Below are 16,153 nucleotides of genomic sequence, written 5' to 3' on the forward strand. Positions count from 1 at the left end.
GCAGCCCGCAGGATATGCGTCGGCGGATGGCGGAGCCATTACGGCGGTGTTCCGCGCCGGTTCTAATACGTTTCGAACACGCTTATTTGTCATGACAGGAGAGGTGCGTCTTATCGGGGAACGGACCCCGGATTTGCCGGATGGGGCATAAATGGCAGCAGTGGCGGCAGTGATTTGTGGCCCGTCGGTGGTGGGCAGGTTGGGGGCAGTGCGCCCGAAATCCGTCTGCTGGTGAAAATGGCGGCCGCCCGAGGTTTGTCTGGACGTCGGGGTGGCAGGTTGTCGCCGTGGCCGGAAAGTGATCGAGGTGGGCAGAAAGCCCGATGATGGTCCGTCGGCGAGGTTGCGGGAGGCCCTTGGTCCTTGGGCCCGTGGTATGTCCGGACTTCGAGGTCAGGCCATTGCCGAAAGGGACTGGCTGTCTGCGGGCCGTCTGTTGGCAAAGCTGGCGAAAGCCCGGGATGTGTCCGGCGTTGCCCGAAGTCCTGCATTGCCGGAAGTCGCCGTGGCGCAGGCCGTGAGCTTGATGGCCGTCTGTGGAACCCAAGGTTTGTTCGGGCTTGCTCAGTTGCGGGACGTCCGGTTTGTAAAAAAGGCGCCTGTCCGCTTTTCTCGCAGTCCCCTTTTCTCGAGTGCTTTGCGAAACGGCATTGAGCGGTACTTATCTGGGGCCGCGAGCACGCGCGCTTGACGGTAAGGTATGACGAGCATAGAGCTTGGGTGAAAAATCAGAAAAAACCTAACGGATATGCGATGACGTCCGAAGACCTGTCCGCCCGCAGGGTATTTGCGAATAGCCAAAAAAGATTAAAATCCGAAATCATCCGCGAAGTTAATTTCGAAGGGGTGATAGAGCGGGCCCGGTCCATGGTCATCTTGCCAGACGCAAGAATTCTGGTAGAGGGCTCCTCCGTCAAGGATGGCGCGCCTTTGGCTGCTGTGTGGTCGCCTGCGGCTGATAAGCTCGAGACAGTGGGCCTTTACAGGTCTGCGATTGAGGAAAATGCATCCTCTGATCATCATTCAAGCAGCTTGTTTCCGTGGCGCGGGGCCTTTGGCTGGCTGGATTATGATCGCTTGCACGTGATGTCTGCCGATTTTAGCCGGTGTCTTCAGACCTATCCAATTCGCAATATGGATTTCCTCGCGGAAATGGAGATTTCCCGACAGGATTCCTTTGGTCGCAAACCCAACCCACTGAGCGCCATGGCGGTCAGTGATGATCTGCTTTTGGTGACGCTATCTGATAATTTCAGAGTCCGGGTTGGGCGCTTTTTTGCGTTTCTGCGCCGAACGGGCGACAGTTTCGAGTGGACCGGCTTGCCGGTGGAATTGAACTCCCCAGAAGTCATGGCAGCGTGGCGTGACCGTGCAATGGGCTCTTCTTGGTTGTTTATAATGGACGCGTTCTTGTGGGGCAGGAAGCTCCGCGCGGTAACAAACGGGGGGCAAGCAACCCATTTCAACAGCGGGCCAACCTTTGAAACGAAACTTGTCATTGATTATGACATCGTTGGTGCGGTTGCCGAGGAGCGCGGGTTCTGGCAGCGCTTCAAGAAGCCTCGTGCGCCTGAGCTGCATCTGAAAGCTGTCAGCCAGTTGCCGCTGGGCGATCTGACCTTTAGCCGGGATATGTCCTATAGCGTGCTGAAGCTCGCTGGGCTCAACAAGATCCTGATATATCCGCCGGACCTGTCCGCCCCATTGGGCATGTTGCCCTTGACACCAGGGATGAGTCTTGGCCAGCGTAAACATGATCGTGTTGCCTTGGCCTTTGATGAAGAGACGATGCTGGTGGGAGATAAAACGGGCTTCAACCTGTGTAGAATATTGTTCGATTAGAATTAGAAAAAGGGGACTGTTCCCTTTTCTGAAGCCGCAGTCAGGCTTTTGTCTGCCCAATCATTCAAACCCGTTATACGCCGCAATCACCCGGAATTCAGGGCCATCGACGGTTGAGTGGCTTTCGTAGAGGCAGAAGCGATCAACGGTGAAGCTGCGCGAGGTCAGGTCGATATTGTCGGCCACCGCCTGTTCGACGGTCGCACGGGCGGCGTCGCGGTTACGGCCCAAAGTGATATGCGGGGTGAATTTGCGCATGTCCATGTCCGGGCATTCTTCGAGCCGCAGCAATGCCTTTTCCACCCGGTTTGCAAGACTGTGCAGGGCGGGTTGATCAGTGACACCGGCCCAGAAAATGCGCAGTTTGCGGGCAGACGCAAAGATGCCAAGGCCCTGCACGCGAAGGTCGAACGGTTCGAACGGGAGTTCGGACAGGGCCGCATCGATTTCGCGGGCCAGACCGGGATCGACATTGCCGATGAATTTCAGCGTGATGTGCATGTTTTCCGGGGTCTGGGCATCGAGCCCCTTGATCCCGCGCGCCAACGGGTAAAGGTCGTCGGCAATATCAGCCGGAATTTCGACGCCAACAAACAAACGCATATTCGGAACTCACGCACGACAATCTGGCAGATGGGGATTTGAGTGGACGACCGCCCGGTATTTATCCGGTCGAACGGCCCGGCAGCGGGATGATGTCGTCCTCGCCCTTGATTTGCGGGAAGCGGCCCGCGGCCCAGTCGGCCTTGGCCTTATCGATCCGTTCCCTGGAACTGGAAACGAAGTTCCACCAGATATGGCGATAGCCGACCGGCAACCCGCCGAGCAGCATCACGCGGCAATCGGATTGGGCGACGATATCGGGAATTTCTTCGGGCGCGATATAGATGAAGTTTTCCGGTTCATACAGATCGCCATCAATGCGCAGGCTGCCGGAAACGACATACAGGGCGGCTTCCTGATTTTCGCCGGGCAGCAGAAGCTGCGCGCCAGCATCCATGCGGACATCAAGATAGAACAGCTTGGACTTGACCGGAACCGGGGCGGTTTTGCCGAAGGCCTCGCCCGCGATCAGGCGCATATGCAAACCGGCATCTTCGATAATCGGCAGGTCGTCCTTGGCGATATGGAAAAATTCCGGGTCGGATTCTTCTTCGTCTTCGGGCAGGGCCGCCCATAATTGCAGGCCATCGAGTTTATGATGGCTGTTGCGTACCGCATCGGTTTCGCGTTCGGAATGGGTGATGCCGCGCCCGGCACTCATCCAGTTGAGATCGCCCGGCTGGATTTCGAGCAAACTTCCAAGGCTGTCATGATGGCGGATCGCACCTTCGAAAAGATAGGTGACGGTGGCAAGCCCGATATGGGGATGCGGGGCAACGTCAACCCCCTGCCCCGGCTCGAACGATGCCGGTCCCATGCGATCAAAAAACACAAACGGACCGACAGACCGGACATCCCGATGTGGCAGGACGCGGCGCACGGACAGGGGACCAAGATTGGTTTCCTTGCCGGAAATCAGTATAGACATGCGCCGCCTCCTTTTAATGTATCTGAGACCTATCTGGTTTCTTCCTGCCTTACGGGCAAGGGTTCGGCCAGGTTGTCTGGATTTTCTCGATCTCGGCCAGAACGTCGTCGGACAGTTCAAGATAGGCAGAGCCGATATTGGATTTGAGCTGTTCCATGCTGGTCGCACCAATGATGTTGGCGGTCAGGAACGGGCGGGTATTGACATAAGCCAGCGCCATCTGCGCGGGATCAAGACCGTTATCCTTGGCAAGTTTGACATAGGCCTCGGTCGCCTTGATGCCATTTTCCGTCAGGTAGCGGCCGAAATATTGCGGCCAGATGGATGAACGCGCGCCTTCCGGGCGGGCACCGCCGAGATATTTGCCCGACAAAGCGCCACCGCCCAATGGCGAATACGCCAGAAGACCGGCATCTTCGCGGATCGAGCATTCCGCCAGACCGACTTCATAAGTCCGGTTCAAAAGCCCGTAAGGATTCTGCACCGAAACCACGCGCGGCCAGCCTTTTTTCTCGGCCAGTTCAAGGAACTTCATCAAGCCCCACGGGGTTTCGTTCGACAGACCGATATAGCGGATTTTGCCTGCCTGCACGAGGTCATGCAGGGCTTCGAGGGTTTCCTCGATCGGGGTGAATTCCTCGTTCGCGTCATGGACGTAACCGAGCTTGCCAAAGAAGTTGGAATTCCGATCCGGCCAATGGAGCTGATAGATATCGACATAATCGGTTTTGAGGCGTGTGAGGGAACCGTCAATCGCCTCGTTGATCTGCGCACGGGTCAGGCGCGGGCCACCCCGGACATAGGGAAAACGTTCTGCCGGGCCGACAATTTTGGATGCGATGACCAGATCATCACGACGACCCCGTTTTTCCAGCCAGTTGCCGATGATGGTTTCGGTTCTGGTGAAGGTTTCTTCCATCGCCGGAACCGGATACATTTCGGCGGTGTCGATGAAATTGATTTCATTGCCGGTGGCGTAATCGAGCTGTTCGAACGCTTCTTCCTGCGTATTCTGCTGGCCCCAGGTCATGGTACCCAGACAAATCACACTGACATTGATGTCAGTCCGACCCAATCGACGATATTCCATAGATCAATCCCCTTTTACGCCCTGATTGGGCGCATTTTATTTTCAATGGTATGAATATATCCCGGTCGCGGAGTGATGAAAGCTTTTAGCGCAAATTTTCTTGCAACATCATGGAATTGCAATGAATTTTCGACGCATTTGATCCTAGATGAACAGGGTCAGAACCCCGGTATAGCTGTAAAAGCGATCATTGCAGACCTCGCCACTGCCGTAAAATCCGGTGAGCGGCAGATCACCGATTTCATCGCGGATGATCATCATTTCACGGCTTTCGGTGCCAAACAGATGCGGCCCGCGGGCGACACAACTGCAATAAAGCGCGCCGCGCGGTTTGCCGGGAAGGCGTTTTTGCAAATCGCCCAGCATGCGGCGCAAATCCTGTTCGGCAGCAACGCCGTCACGCCGCACGAAACGGATGGTATCGCCCACCTGCACATCGCCGCTGATGGCCATCAGGTTGTTGTGCGGATCGACCCCCATCAGGTTGCGGACAACAAAATCGCCGGTATCAGAGCCCGGCACTATCAGGGCAACGTGATAGCGGCCCGAGGCGATGGAATTTTCGTTACCGTCGGCTTCCATTTCCGATTTGAAAACTTCGAGGGCCGGACGATCATCAAGGGTTGCGATGATGCCATCGCGTCCCTCGGTCACGCGATGCACCGGTCCGACCGGGGTGCAGGCCTGACTGATTCCGACCTGCACAATCGTTTTGTCGGCAAACAAAACCCCCGAAAGGCCGCCTTCGACGACCTTGTCGGCGATTTGCGGCGCGCCGCGTTCCCCCGATGCAATGCCGCCAACCAGATAGGTTGACCCCAGACGCGCCAGTTCGGAAAGAGTGGCCAGGCTGTCAGGTGCGCCCGGATCGCCGTGAACCAGACCAAAGATCGGTTGCAGGCGATCAATCGCCCGCTGCAATTCCGGTGCATCGAGATCGTTATCGGTTTTAAGCGGTTCGAAAATATGAAAATCATTCGGATCAATCGGGGCCACCATCACGGAGGCGGCCGGAACCCCGAAATAGGCCCGGCCAGACCCGCACACACCAATCCCGACAGTGCCGACCCAGTGTTCAAGCGACAGGCGGGAACGCAGGAAGGTCAGGATGCTGCCAAGGTCGGCGGCCAGTGCCTCGGAGACATATAAAAAAGCCAGTGCCTGTTGCGGCAATGGCTGTGTTTGCAATTGATCGGCCAGTTCGGTGGCGACTGCTGCCCAATTTTCCCCGCTGGCATGTGCCGCATGAAATTCAGCCGTCATGCATTCTCCCGCTTTTTGAAAACCTGCCTGATGATGTGGCGGTCCGTTTTCTTGGTCTTGTGGTTATCCAAGCATTATCTAAGCATTCGGGGGGGCCATTCACAATGGGCGAACAAAGATTTCAGCCCTGCCCCGTCAGGCAATATGTCGGCGCAACAGGTCCATGGCGGCATTAAGCTGTGTCATGCGCTGGTGCGATCCATAATTGCTATCGGGGTGGTGAATGGCGGCCAGAATGCGATATTTGGTGCGGATGGACTTCATGTCGGGACGGGCATTGGGCGCAAAGCCCATGACATGCAGGGCTTCGTTAAAGGTGGTGACGCCGCGATCCAGCGGTTCGAACGCCAGATTATCGACAATGGCGCGCAGACGTTCGAGTTCCTCGCGCGATTGCAGAAGTTCGACGGGCGGTTCGGCCTGGCGTTTTCGGATGGCGTGGGCTTCTTCCAGTGCCTTGCGTTCGGCCGCAAGGATATCGGCCTTTTCAACGCGCATCTTGACTTCGCCCTTGTCGAAATGCAGCGCCATATTGAGCGCCTTGCGCACCGCGATGATTGAATGCCCCGGTGGCAAACGCAATTGCAATCTTGGTTTGCGCCGCCAGGGACGGCCTTCGGCGGGGCCTGATTTCAGGACGATGGTTTCACGATCACCCGGCGGCGGATCGCCCGGGTCCTCGTAATCTTCAATCGCGCCTTCGGGCACAATCAGCATGACGGAACGCGCCAGATCGGCCGCATTGACCCCGCGTTTGGCGGCCAGTGCGAGAACAGCATCACGGAACATCGAAGAACACGGAATGGTGTAGGATTGTTTGACTGATTGTGCCGCCATCACCCTTGCCCGATATATATCAATTTAAATCAATATCTTACGGCGGAAAAACCACCGCAATCCCGACTGAGAAGATCAATTTGGCTAAAGTGTAGCGGCGGGAGAACCCGGCTGCAACTGCGGTTGTAGGCAAAATTGAATCGCTTCCGATTCATCCACAGGCAAAACAGGCGATTTCGCAGGGGTTCCCGATACCGTAGAGACAAGATAAGTATTTGATATTAAAATATCTTTTCCCGCATTATCGATTCTTCGCCTGAGTTTCAGCCCCTTAGCCCGCCCGCAAGAATGGATCCCCCATGTTTGCGGCCCCATAAACGGGGGAAAATCCATAATATATTGTTATTATTGAATTATTTTCGGTTTTTATGCTTTGGCTCGCCCCGGCGGCAACGGCGTCAATTTGGTTGAATTAACGTCTCGTTTGCATTTGTTCTGTCAGATCAAACCAGAGATGACTACAAATGTAGTTGCGGATCGGGATATTCGAAACATAACCGAAAGTAAATGATGTGTTAATTTCACACTCAATCAGGTGTTCTGAGGGCTTTTGGGCCATTTTCGGGCCGGTTTTTACCATTTCCCAGCCGTCCCTGAAACATCTCAAACCATTGATAATAAACACATAAACCTGAAAAAACGAGCAGATCGACTTTGCCCCGCCCTGCTTCACCAAAATCGTTTCGGTTTGCTTTCTAATTCTATCTACGTATGCAGTTTTTCGGGATAGTTTCTGTCGAAACTGATCCTGGAGGACGATGGAAATCCTGTATTTTCATGCCAATGCCGCCCAGCAATTATTTGTTATAAAAGGAATTATCGAATTCCACCGCAAGAAGAAAAGGCTGCACCAACGGGTACAGCCTTTGAGAAATCCGGTCACCTGAATGCGGTTGGTGCGGAGGCGGAAAATCAGGAATCTGCTTCGAGAACGTCAATCACCTGCGGCAGGATGCGTTCAACGATCACCTTGACGCCGTCGGCATTGGGATGGATGCCGTCATCCTGATTAAGGCTGGAATCGGCGGCGACCCCATCAAGGAAGAAGGGATAGAAGGCGAGCTGATATTCTGCTGCCAGTTCGGGGTAGATTTCATTGAATTCAGCCCCGTATTCCTTGCCCATATTGGGTGGTGCCATCATCCCGGCCAACAGGACCGCAACATCGCGGTCGCGCAGCTTTCCGATGATTTCATCAAGATTTTCGCGGGTCTGGGATGGTTCCACCCCGCGAAGCGCGTCATTGGCACCCAGTTCCAGCAACACGATATCGGGATCATCCACCAGCGCCCATTCAAGGCGCGAAAGACCCGCCGCCGTCGTATCGCCGGAAACCGAACTGTTGATGACCTTGACGTTATGCCCGGCATCGCGAAGGGCGGCTTCAAGCCTGGGGGCAAAGCCATCCTCGTGCGAGAGACCGTAGCCCGCCATCAGGCTGTCACCATAAAGCATCAGGGTTTGCGGGGCATTGTCGGCAGTGTTGTTTGCCGCATTGTCGGCGGCTTGGGCATCATGAATGCCAAACAGGCTCATGGCGCCAATCAGAATACCAAAACCCATCCCGGCACATCGAAACAGGCGGCGGGAAAGCCCTTCGAACAATCCGGGCTTTTGCTTGAAAGTGAACTGGTTAACAGCCGGGTCTTGCCCGAACAGCGTGTATGCCACAAATCTCACCTTATGTTTTGTCATCTTGCACAGACGGTTAGCCTCTGGTTACCTGCTGGTCACCCATCGGTTACCCTGAGATCGTCAAATCTGAAGTCAAATTTGAACTGGTGACACCAAATTCCGTACAGTTATTTAACCCGTTTCTTCGCCCCTGCAATGCCTTAGCCCGATTGGACCCGTAATGAGTGTTACCGAAACTGCTTCTATGCCGGAAAAAACAGCGAATACGACAGAGGCCGCGCGCCAGCGCACCGTCGATGTTTCCGGTCTTAAGCTGAGCCTGAAGGGACCGGCGGGGATTGTTGATATCCTCAAAGGGGTCGATATCCAGATTGACGCGGGCGAACGTGTCAGCCTTGTCGGGCCATCGGGATCAGGCAAAACATCGCTTTTGATGGTGATTGCCGGGCTGGAGCAGGCGCAGGCGGGCACGATCAATATCTGTGGCGAGGATTTGCGCAAGCTTGATGAAGATGGTCTGGCCCTTTATCGCCGCCATCATGTCGGCATCGTGTTTCAGGACTTCCACCTTGTCCCGACCATGACAGCGCTTGAAAACGTGGCCCTTCCGATGGAGTTTGCCGGACGCAAGGATGCGTTTGAGCGGGCCGAGGCGGAGCTTAAGGCCGTCGGACTTGGTCATCGGATCGGCCATTATCCGGGCCAGTTGAGCGGCGGGGAACAGCAGCGCGTGGCACTCGCACGTGCGCTTGCGACCGACCCGGAACTGCTTCTGGCGGATGAGCCGACCGGCAATCTTGACGGGGCCACGGGCGAAACGATTATCGAATTGCTGTTTGATCTGGCGAAACGCAAGGGATCGACTTTGCTTCTGATTACGCATGATCCGGGGCTGGCATCGCGGTGCGACCGGTCGATCATGCTGCGCGACGGGGAAATCGTTACGCAACAGGATGCCGACATATGAGCCGTATTTCCCAATCCACCAACGGGGCGGAAAAGCTGTGGTCGATTGCCTGGCGGGTCTGCCGACGGGAATTGCGCGGCGGGTTTTCCGGCTTTCGTATTTTTCTGGCCTGTCTGGCACTTGGCGTTGGTTCAATCGCTGCGGTCGGAAACGTTTCGGAATCCGTTTTAAATGCGCTTGAGCGCGATGGCCGCGCCCTTCTGGGCGGCGATGTCGAGCTTCGGCTTGTCCATATGCCCGCAAGCGAGGAACAGCAAAGCTGGCTTTCGGAGAATACCGAACGCATGGGCAGGCTTGCGACCATGCGCGCCACCGCCTATGGGCCGGAGCAGCGCAGGCTGGTCGAGCTTAAGGCGGTTGATGATGTCTATCCGCTGTTTGGCGAGATGGAACTTGCCGACGGTATTGCGTTTGACGGTGCCCTTTCTAAAAAGGACGGTGTCTGGGGCGGTGTGGCCGAGGCCGGGCTTCTGGAGCGGTTGAAGATTACTGTCGGTGATACGGTTCGCCTTGGCGATATCAATATTCAGGTGCGCGGCGTGATCGCGACCGAGCCCGACAAGGCGGTTGGCTTTTTCAATTTCGGCCCGCGTTTAATGGTGTCGATGGATGCCCTTGCCGAGACCGGACTGGTGCAGCCGGGCAGCCTGATCAATTATTATTACGCTTTGGATTTGAATGATGCGGAAACGCCAAAGGTGTTTCGCGACCGGCTTGACGCACAGTTCGAGGATGCCGGGTGGCGCGTGCGCGATGTATCGGATGCCAATCCGGGCCTGCGGCGGTTTATCGAACGGCTGACGCTGTTTCTGACACTGGTGGGGCTTTCGGCATTGCTGGTTGGCGGGATTGGTGTTGCCAATGCGGTGCGCAGCCATATCGAAAGCAAAACATCCGTTATCGCGACGCTTAAATCCATCGGGGCATCACATGGCCTGGTGTTGCGGATTTACTTCCTGCAAATCCTGATGCTGTCGCTTGTCGGGATTGGGATCGGGCTTCTGATCGGGGCGGTAACACCGGCGATCATTGCACCACTTCTGGCCGGGCGTTTGCCGATTGATGTGACATTGGGCCCGGCATTGCCGTCGCTTCTGATTGCCACGGCATTTGGCGTTCTGACCACGCTGGTCTTTGCCATGCCGTCGCTTTTGCGTGCGCGTGAAATTCCGGCAGCCCGGCTTTTCCGCGCCAGTGCGGGATTGATGAATGGCAGTGCGTTAAGTAAGCGTGACCTGCCTTATGTTGGTGTGCCGCTTATCCTTTTGCTTCTGCTTACGGTCTTTACCGCAACGGATCGCGAGATCGCGATTGGCTTTATCGCCGGATCGCTTTTGGCGATTGCGGTTTTTGCCGCGGCGGGCAAGGCAATTGTATCGCTTTCAAAACGGATGACGGGCGGGCGCAATGCCTTTAGCCGATTGGCGCTGGCAAACCTGCATCGGCCGGGTGCCAGCACGGTGCCGATTGCGTTGTCGCTCGGTCTTGGCCTGACGCTGCTGGTGACGATTTCGGGGATCGAGGGAAATCTGGATCACGAGATATCGGAAAATCTGCCGGACTCGGCCCCGGCCTTCTTCTTCCTTGATATCCGACCTGATCAGATGGATCAGTTCAAAACGCAACTTCTTGAAAAAGATAACGTTTCGGATATCGAACAAACACCGATGCTGCGTGGGCGCGTGGTTGCGATTGACGGGGTCGATGCCAATGATGTTGGTCCGGGAGATGATCGCTGGTTCCTGCGCGGTGATCGTGGCCTGACCTTTGCGGCAAGCCCGCCGCCCGAAACCCAGATCGTGCGCGGGGAATGGTGGCCGGCTGATTATGACGACGGGGCCAAGCCGCTTGTTTCCATCTCGCGCGATATTGGCGAGGCATTCGCATTGGAGCCGGGCGATACATTGACCGTCAATGTGCTGGGCCGGGATATCACCGCCGAGATTGCCAACTGGCGCGAAATCGAATGGCAGAGCCTTCGGATGAATTTCGCCATGGTGTTTTCGCCGGGCCTGATCGACAAGGCCCCCTATAGCCTGATTGCGACCGCCCATATGCCGCGCGACATGGAAGAACCGGTTGATCGCATGATCGGCATGGATTTCCCCAATGTGTCGGCGATCCGGGTGCGCGAGGCGCTTGAGGCCGCCAATGCCATTCTGGCCGGGATCGGCACCGCGCTTAACGCAACCAGTTCGATTGCGATTGTCGCCGGGGTTCTGGTCCTTGCCGGTGCGGTTGCCGCCGGGCGGCGCAAACGGATTTATGATGCGGTTGTCCTTAAAACCCTTGGGGCGACGCGCGGCAATATCCTTTATGCCTATGCGCTGGAATACGGGATTTTGGGCCTTGCCACCGGGGTGATTGCCGCCCTGTTTGGCAGTCTTGCGGCCTGGTCGGTTCTGGTGCTGATCATGGAAGCGAGCTGGACCTTCCTGCCGATGACGATCTTTGGCCCGATTGCGATTGGTCTGGCGGCGACCCTGTCGGCGGGCTTCATCGGGACATGGCAGGCATTGCGAAGCCCGGCGGCACCGCTTTTGCGTAACGAATAGCACGCAGTGCAGAACACCCAAAAGGGCCGGTCCATCACAGACCGGCCCTTTTCATTTCGATTGGGTATCGTCGGAAATCATGCCAGATCACGAAGCGCACGACGGACGACCTTGCCGGTTGTCGTCATCGGCAATTGTTCCATGAAGGCGATTTCGCGCGGATATTCGTGGGCGGCCAGACGGGTTTTGACGAAATCACGGATATCGGCTTCAAGTTCCGGACTTTGTGCGACCCCGTCGGCCAGCACGACGAAGGCCTTGACGATCTGGCCGCGCTGTTCGTCGGGTTTGCCGATCACCCCGGCCATGCGCACCGCCGGGTGGCCGATCAGGCAATCCTCGATCTCGCCCGGGCCGATGCGATACCCCGCCGAACTGATCAGATCATCATCGCGCCCGACAAAACGGATATAGCCATCTTCGTCAAGCTGCCCCATATCGCCGGTCAGAAGCCATTCCCCGATGAATTTTTCGCGGGTGGCTTCGGGGTTGCGCCAATATTCCAGAAACATCACCGGATCAGGCGACCGAACCGCAATCCGGCCCATTTCACCGGCAGGCAGGACATTCCCGGCCATATCGATCACCGCAACGTCGTGCCCCGGCACCGGGCGGCCCATCACGCCGGGTTTGGGGGCCATGATCGACTGACAGGAACTGACCACCATGTTGCATTCGGTCTGGCCATAGAACTCGTTGATGGTAACGCCAAACACGCGACGCCCCCAATCCAGAAGTTCTGCACCCAATGTTTCCCCACCGCTTGCGATTGAACGAATATTGCATTTGAACTTTGCCGCCACATCGTCGCCAGCCGCGCGCATCATCTTGAGCGCGGTTGGCGGCAGGAAGGTATTGCGCACGCCATATTCGGCAATCAGGCCAAAGGCGGCCTCGGCACTGAATTTTTCGAAACGGTGGGCCACGACCGGCTTGCCGTGATGCCAGGCCGGCAGCAGGACATCCAGCAACCCGCCAATCCATGCCCAGTCGGCCGGGGTCCACATGACATCGCCGTCCTGCGGGAAGAAGTCATGCGACATTTCCACACCGGGCAAATGACCCAAAAGCACGCGATGGGCATGCAGCGCGCCCTTTGGCTGGCCGGTGGTGCCCGATGTGTAAATGATCAGGGCCGGTTCATCGGCGCGCGTCTTGACCGGTTCGAATTCATCGCTGGCCTCGGCCGAGAGTGCCTTGAAATCAAAACAGCCATCGGGCGCACCATCAATCACATAGACATATTCAAGCGCCGGAAGCAGATCGCGGATTTCAGCAATTTTGCGCGCCCCTTCCTGATCGGTCACCAGTGCCTTTGCGGCACAGTTGCCAAGCCGGTATTCAAGGGCCTCGACCCCGAACAGGTTGAAAAGCGGCACGGCAATGCCACCCATTTTATAGGTGGCGATATGGGCCACGGCGGTTTCGGGGCTTTGCGGCAACAGAATACCGACCCTATCGCCACGACGGATGCCATGGCGGCGCATGACATTGGCGAAACGGTTCGACAGGCGTTTGAGCTGCGCAAAGCTGTAATCGCGGCGCGATCCATCGCGCCTGCGATACATCAGGGCAAGACGATCAGGGTCGTCTGCCCATTTGTCGCAAACATCGACACCAATATTGAAATGAGTAGGCACGTTCCAGACAAAATCCGAACGCACCGACGCGTAATCCGCACGAACCGGTAGCATGTTTCCTCCCTGTATCCGCCACGTCTTTTTGATTTTTTGATTTCACGACGTTTTGGTCGGCACATGCTAGTCGATGCATCGGCAAATATGAACCATTTTGTCGTGATCAGACCGGCACCACATGACGCAGTACCCGCTAGCGGCCCGGATCGAGCAGGAAGGTAAAATTGGACGGTTGCCCGGCATCGGTAAACGCGGTGGAATGACAGCCAAGGCAGGTGCCATCCATTTGATGCTGGATAAAGCTTTCAAGGGCGACGTTACTTAAGAATCGGGGAACTTCCCCCACCCCGAACGGGGCCCCGCCGCCATTTCCGATCCATTGGGTGCCGACCAGAAAATAGTTTTTCCAGACACTGTCACCCAGTTTCCGCTGCCAGACGAAATTCGCCTCTGCCGTTCCGGAAAAAAGCCGCCAGCAACGGACGATATCGGGCGCAGTGACGCGATTGCCATCCGGATCACGGGCATAGGGTGGCTCGTCCGCCCAGCGCAGATCGGATTGTACGATCTGATTGGCAAGATGGTCGGCACGGTCGACACCGTCATAAAAAACGTAATCACGATCGGTTTTGTCCGGGCCCAGACAACCTTCGGGGAACAGGTCATTGGCGATGATGCTGTTGGGGCGGCGTGCATTTGATGCCAGTGGTGCGTTATCGACCATGTTCGAATGTCGACCATATCCAGCGATCCCCATTGCCGCTTTTGACACGCTGAACGATGTGCAAACCGACCATCCCGACCGTCACATCCAGGCATTTGGCCCTGCCATCAACGGCATCCTTTGCCGCAACGGCGATCCGGGCCGGTTTTGTATAATAGCGTTCCTGATCGGCGGGATCGGTCATGATGCGCCAGGCAAACTTGATCATTTGCGCGCCGGGCTTGAAAGCCGTCTTGTCGCTGGCCAGCAGATTTGCAGTGTCCCCCGTTAAGGTTCCAGCCCCCGCAGACAGCTTTAGAATCGGGAAGCCGACAGACTGGCCACTTTGGGCAAAGGCCATGCGACCGGCGGCACTATCAAGGCCATTCCAACGGATATAATCGGCGGCAATATCATTCACCCGCGTTTCGTACAGAACGAAGTTTCCCGCCTGATCAATCAGCACGTCGCCCGAGGCCTGCACGAAGGCCGATAGCAACAAAGCCCCGTCGGGCAGATCGTTGCGACATTGATCATCGGGTGCCGACGCCCCGGCAAACAATGAATATTTGTCACGATAGGTTTCCCACCATGCATACCCGGCATCGGGGTGCCGGTAACCGGCATCAATCGGATTCCCGTCACCATCGTAAGGCCAGACCAGCGAAACCATTGCCTGCCATGAAAACCGGTCAAACGGCCGCTGTGCTTCGTAGGCAACGAAGCGATAAATGAAATTGGCGTCAAATTCGGGCACATCAACCGGTTCGGCAGCACAGAGGCCACCGACACCCGCCGTCGCACAAAATTCATCTTCGGGATAAACCGCATCAAATACCGGCACCTCGTTTGCCTTTTTGGAGGCAACGAAATTCGGATTCTGTGCCGATGCGACGGAAACGGCGAAAAGCGACAGGACAAAACCGAGCAACGACGCACGCCCGACCCGCGAGATGAACAAGAACATGTTCGATCCACAGGTTTCCAATATGCCGTTGTTATCGAAAACTTTTTTTCCCATCGACGACCCAAACCGCCACCTGAACCGGGGCGAAACCGCGCGTAACAGTACCGATCCTTTGAAAGGATACGAAATTATAGGCCGAAATGGTCAGAAAATCGCGTTTCGAGACAAAGTGAACAAGATCACAATATTGTCAGTTCCGGGGATACCACAATTAGCCAAACCGTTGCTTTTCACGGAAATGCTGCCATATTTTCAGCATTGCAGAGTTCTATGAACATTCTGCCCGTTATGGATCAAAGAGGGATTTCAATGGCTTTTGAAACGCGTCAACGCGGCTATGACGTCTCGGTTGGCCGGTCGGCGGCCGAGATTGATGAAGGTCTCCGCGCCTATATGCTGCGTGTCTACAACTATATGGCATCTGCACTTGCCCTGACCGGTATCGTCGCGATGGCTGTGTCGACCAGCCCTACCCTGATGCAGGCGATTTTCGGAACCGGTTTGCACTGGATCGTGATGCTGGCCCCGATCGGCCTCGTCCTGTTCCTGAGCTTCCGCATCCACAAGATGAGCTTTGGTGCCGCACAAACCACATTCTGGATTTATGCGGCTCTGATGGGTCTGTCGCTGTCGTCGATCTTCCTCGTTTACACGGGTGAAAGCATCGCGCGGACCTTCTTCATCACCGCAGGCACCTTCGCCGCGATGAGCCTTTACGGCTATACGACGAAGAAAGACCTTTCGAGCTGGGGAAGCTTCCTGTTCATGGGTCTGATCGGGATCATCCTGGCCAGTGTCGTGAACATCTTCCTGGGCAGCACGATGCTTCAGTTCGTGATCTCGGGTGCGGGCGTTCTGATCTTTACCGGTCTGACCGCCTATGACACCCAGCGGATCAAGGAAAGCTACCACGCCCACGATGATCAGGCGACCGCAGGCAAGAAAGCCATCTTTGGCGCCCTGCAGCTGTATCTGGACTTCGTGAACCTGTTCGTAATGCTGCTTCAGTTCTTCGGTAATCGCGAATAGAACTGATCCCCGGCATTCGCAGTCGGAAAACCCCGCATCCGAAAGGCTGCGGGGTTTTCTTTTGTCTGATTTAAAGCGTTTTGTGTTTAATCTGCAC

At 56.2% G+C, this 16,153-nt stretch carries 13 protein-coding genes; 4 read left to right on the forward strand and 9 right to left on the reverse strand.

Annotation, left to right across the window (positions count from 1 at the left end):
• Window positions 1-720 precede the first annotated feature (720 nt).
• Window positions 721-1,842, forward strand: coding sequence for a hypothetical protein (locus tag IT971_RS20015; protein WP_156487963.1), 1,122 nt, complete (start codon window positions 721-723; stop codon window positions 1,840-1,842).
• A gap of 60 nt (window positions 1,843-1,902) precedes the next feature.
• Here the strand turns inward: IT971_RS20015 and thpR are convergent, their stop codons facing one another.
• The 6 genes from thpR to IT971_RS20045 all read right to left on the reverse strand — a co-directional run bounded on the left by thpR (window position 1,903) and on the right by IT971_RS20045 (window position 8,234).
• Window positions 1,903-2,445: an RNA 2',3'-cyclic phosphodiesterase gene (gene thpR / locus IT971_RS20020; RefSeq protein WP_063092484.1), complete on the reverse strand. Its 543-nt coding sequence runs from the start codon at window positions 2,443-2,445 to the stop codon at window positions 1,903-1,905.
• 61 nt (window positions 2,446-2,506) lie between these two features.
• On the reverse strand, window positions 2,507-3,373 hold the full coding sequence (locus IT971_RS20025; protein ID WP_063092483.1) for a pirin family protein: 867 nt from the start codon (window positions 3,371-3,373) through the stop codon (window positions 2,507-2,509).
• A 49-nt stretch (window positions 3,374-3,422) separates the two neighbouring features.
• On the reverse strand, window positions 3,423-4,463 hold the full coding sequence (locus tag IT971_RS20030; RefSeq protein WP_063092482.1) for an NADP(H)-dependent aldo-keto reductase: 1,041 nt from the start codon (window positions 4,461-4,463) through the stop codon (window positions 3,423-3,425).
• 144 nt (window positions 4,464-4,607) lie between these two features.
• The gene (locus IT971_RS20035; RefSeq protein WP_063092481.1) at window positions 4,608-5,726 is read right to left on the reverse strand and encodes an FIST C-terminal domain-containing protein; all 1,119 of its coding nucleotides are present in this window, start codon (window positions 5,724-5,726) and stop codon (window positions 4,608-4,610) included.
• Between the two features lie 135 nt (window positions 5,727-5,861).
• Window positions 5,862-6,563 carry a J domain-containing protein gene (locus IT971_RS20040; RefSeq protein WP_007088749.1) on the reverse strand — a complete coding sequence of 234 codons (702 nt, stop codon included), beginning with the start codon at window positions 6,561-6,563 and terminating at the stop codon, window positions 5,862-5,864.
• A 912-nt stretch (window positions 6,564-7,475) separates the two neighbouring features.
• A complete protein-coding gene (locus IT971_RS20045) occupies window positions 7,476-8,234 on the reverse strand; it encodes an arylesterase (protein WP_223304897.1) in 759 nt (252 codons plus the stop codon).
• A gap of 184 nt (window positions 8,235-8,418) precedes the next feature.
• Between IT971_RS20045 and IT971_RS20050 the strand changes: the two genes are divergently transcribed.
• Both IT971_RS20050 and IT971_RS20055 read left to right on the forward strand, forming a co-directional pair.
• The gene (locus IT971_RS20050; RefSeq protein WP_110252387.1) at window positions 8,419-9,165 is read left to right on the forward strand and encodes an ABC transporter ATP-binding protein; all 747 of its coding nucleotides are present in this window, start codon (window positions 8,419-8,421) and stop codon (window positions 9,163-9,165) included.
• Window positions 9,162-11,720: an ABC transporter permease gene (locus IT971_RS20055; protein ID WP_063092480.1), complete on the forward strand. Its 2,559-nt coding sequence runs from the start codon at window positions 9,162-9,164 to the stop codon at window positions 11,718-11,720. Before IT971_RS20050 ends, IT971_RS20055 begins: the two co-directional genes overlap by 4 nt.
• Before the next feature lie 77 nt (window positions 11,721-11,797).
• Here the strand turns inward: IT971_RS20055 and IT971_RS20060 are convergent, their stop codons facing one another.
• From IT971_RS20060 to IT971_RS22470, 3 genes are all read right to left on the reverse strand, one after another.
• Window positions 11,798-13,414, reverse strand: coding sequence for an acyl-CoA synthetase (locus tag IT971_RS20060; RefSeq protein WP_063092479.1), 1,617 nt, complete (start codon window positions 13,412-13,414; stop codon window positions 11,798-11,800).
• A gap of 136 nt (window positions 13,415-13,550) precedes the next feature.
• Complete coding sequence (locus tag IT971_RS22465; protein ID WP_252724160.1) at window positions 13,551-14,081, reverse strand: hypothetical protein; 531 nt, start codon at window positions 14,079-14,081, stop codon at window positions 13,551-13,553.
• Window positions 14,071-15,027, reverse strand: coding sequence for a hypothetical protein (locus IT971_RS22470; protein WP_252724161.1), 957 nt, complete (start codon window positions 15,025-15,027; stop codon window positions 14,071-14,073). Before IT971_RS22470 ends, IT971_RS22465 begins: the two co-directional genes overlap by 11 nt.
• Window positions 15,028-15,336: 309 nt before the next feature.
• Between IT971_RS22470 and IT971_RS20070 the strand changes: the two genes are divergently transcribed.
• Window positions 15,337-16,056 (forward strand): Bax inhibitor-1/YccA family protein, encoded by a 720-nt coding sequence (locus tag IT971_RS20070; RefSeq protein WP_063092477.1) that lies wholly within the window; start codon window positions 15,337-15,339, stop codon window positions 16,054-16,056.
• Window positions 16,057-16,153: the final 97 nt, after the last annotated feature.

It is taken from the genome of Thalassospira sp. B30-1, from assembly GCF_015767575.1.
GTDB classification, from domain to species: domain Bacteria; phylum Pseudomonadota; class Alphaproteobacteria; order Rhodospirillales; family Thalassospiraceae; genus Thalassospira; species Thalassospira xiamenensis.

Coding starts and splice junctions, on each gene's coding strand:
- IT971_RS22465 (WP_252724160.1), bottom strand. CDS start 14,081: ATGGTCGATAACGCACCACTGGCATCAAATGCACGCCGCCCCAACAGC.
- IT971_RS20055 (WP_063092480.1), top strand. CDS start 9,162: ATGAGCCGTATTTCCCAATCCACCAACGGGGCGGAAAAGCTGTGGTCG.
- IT971_RS22470 (WP_252724161.1), bottom strand. CDS start 15,027: ATGTTCTTGTTCATCTCGCGGGTCGGGCGTGCGTCGTTGCTCGGTTTT.
- IT971_RS20040 (WP_007088749.1), bottom strand. CDS start 6,563: ATGGCGGCACAATCAGTCAAACAATCCTACACCATTCCGTGTTCTTCG.
- IT971_RS20060 (WP_063092479.1), bottom strand. CDS start 13,414: ATGCTACCGGTTCGTGCGGATTACGCGTCGGTGCGTTCGGATTTTGTC.
- thpR (WP_063092484.1), bottom strand. CDS start 2,445: ATGCGTTTGTTTGTTGGCGTCGAAATTCCGGCTGATATTGCCGACGAC.
- IT971_RS20025 (WP_063092483.1), bottom strand. CDS start 3,373: ATGTCTATACTGATTTCCGGCAAGGAAACCAATCTTGGTCCCCTGTCC.
- IT971_RS20070 (WP_063092477.1), top strand. CDS start 15,337: ATGGCTTTTGAAACGCGTCAACGCGGCTATGACGTCTCGGTTGGCCGG.
- IT971_RS20030 (WP_063092482.1), bottom strand. CDS start 4,463: ATGGAATATCGTCGATTGGGTCGGACTGACATCAATGTCAGTGTGATT.
- IT971_RS20050 (WP_110252387.1), top strand. CDS start 8,419: ATGAGTGTTACCGAAACTGCTTCTATGCCGGAAAAAACAGCGAATACG.
- IT971_RS20035 (WP_063092481.1), bottom strand. CDS start 5,726: ATGACGGCTGAATTTCATGCGGCACATGCCAGCGGGGAAAATTGGGCA.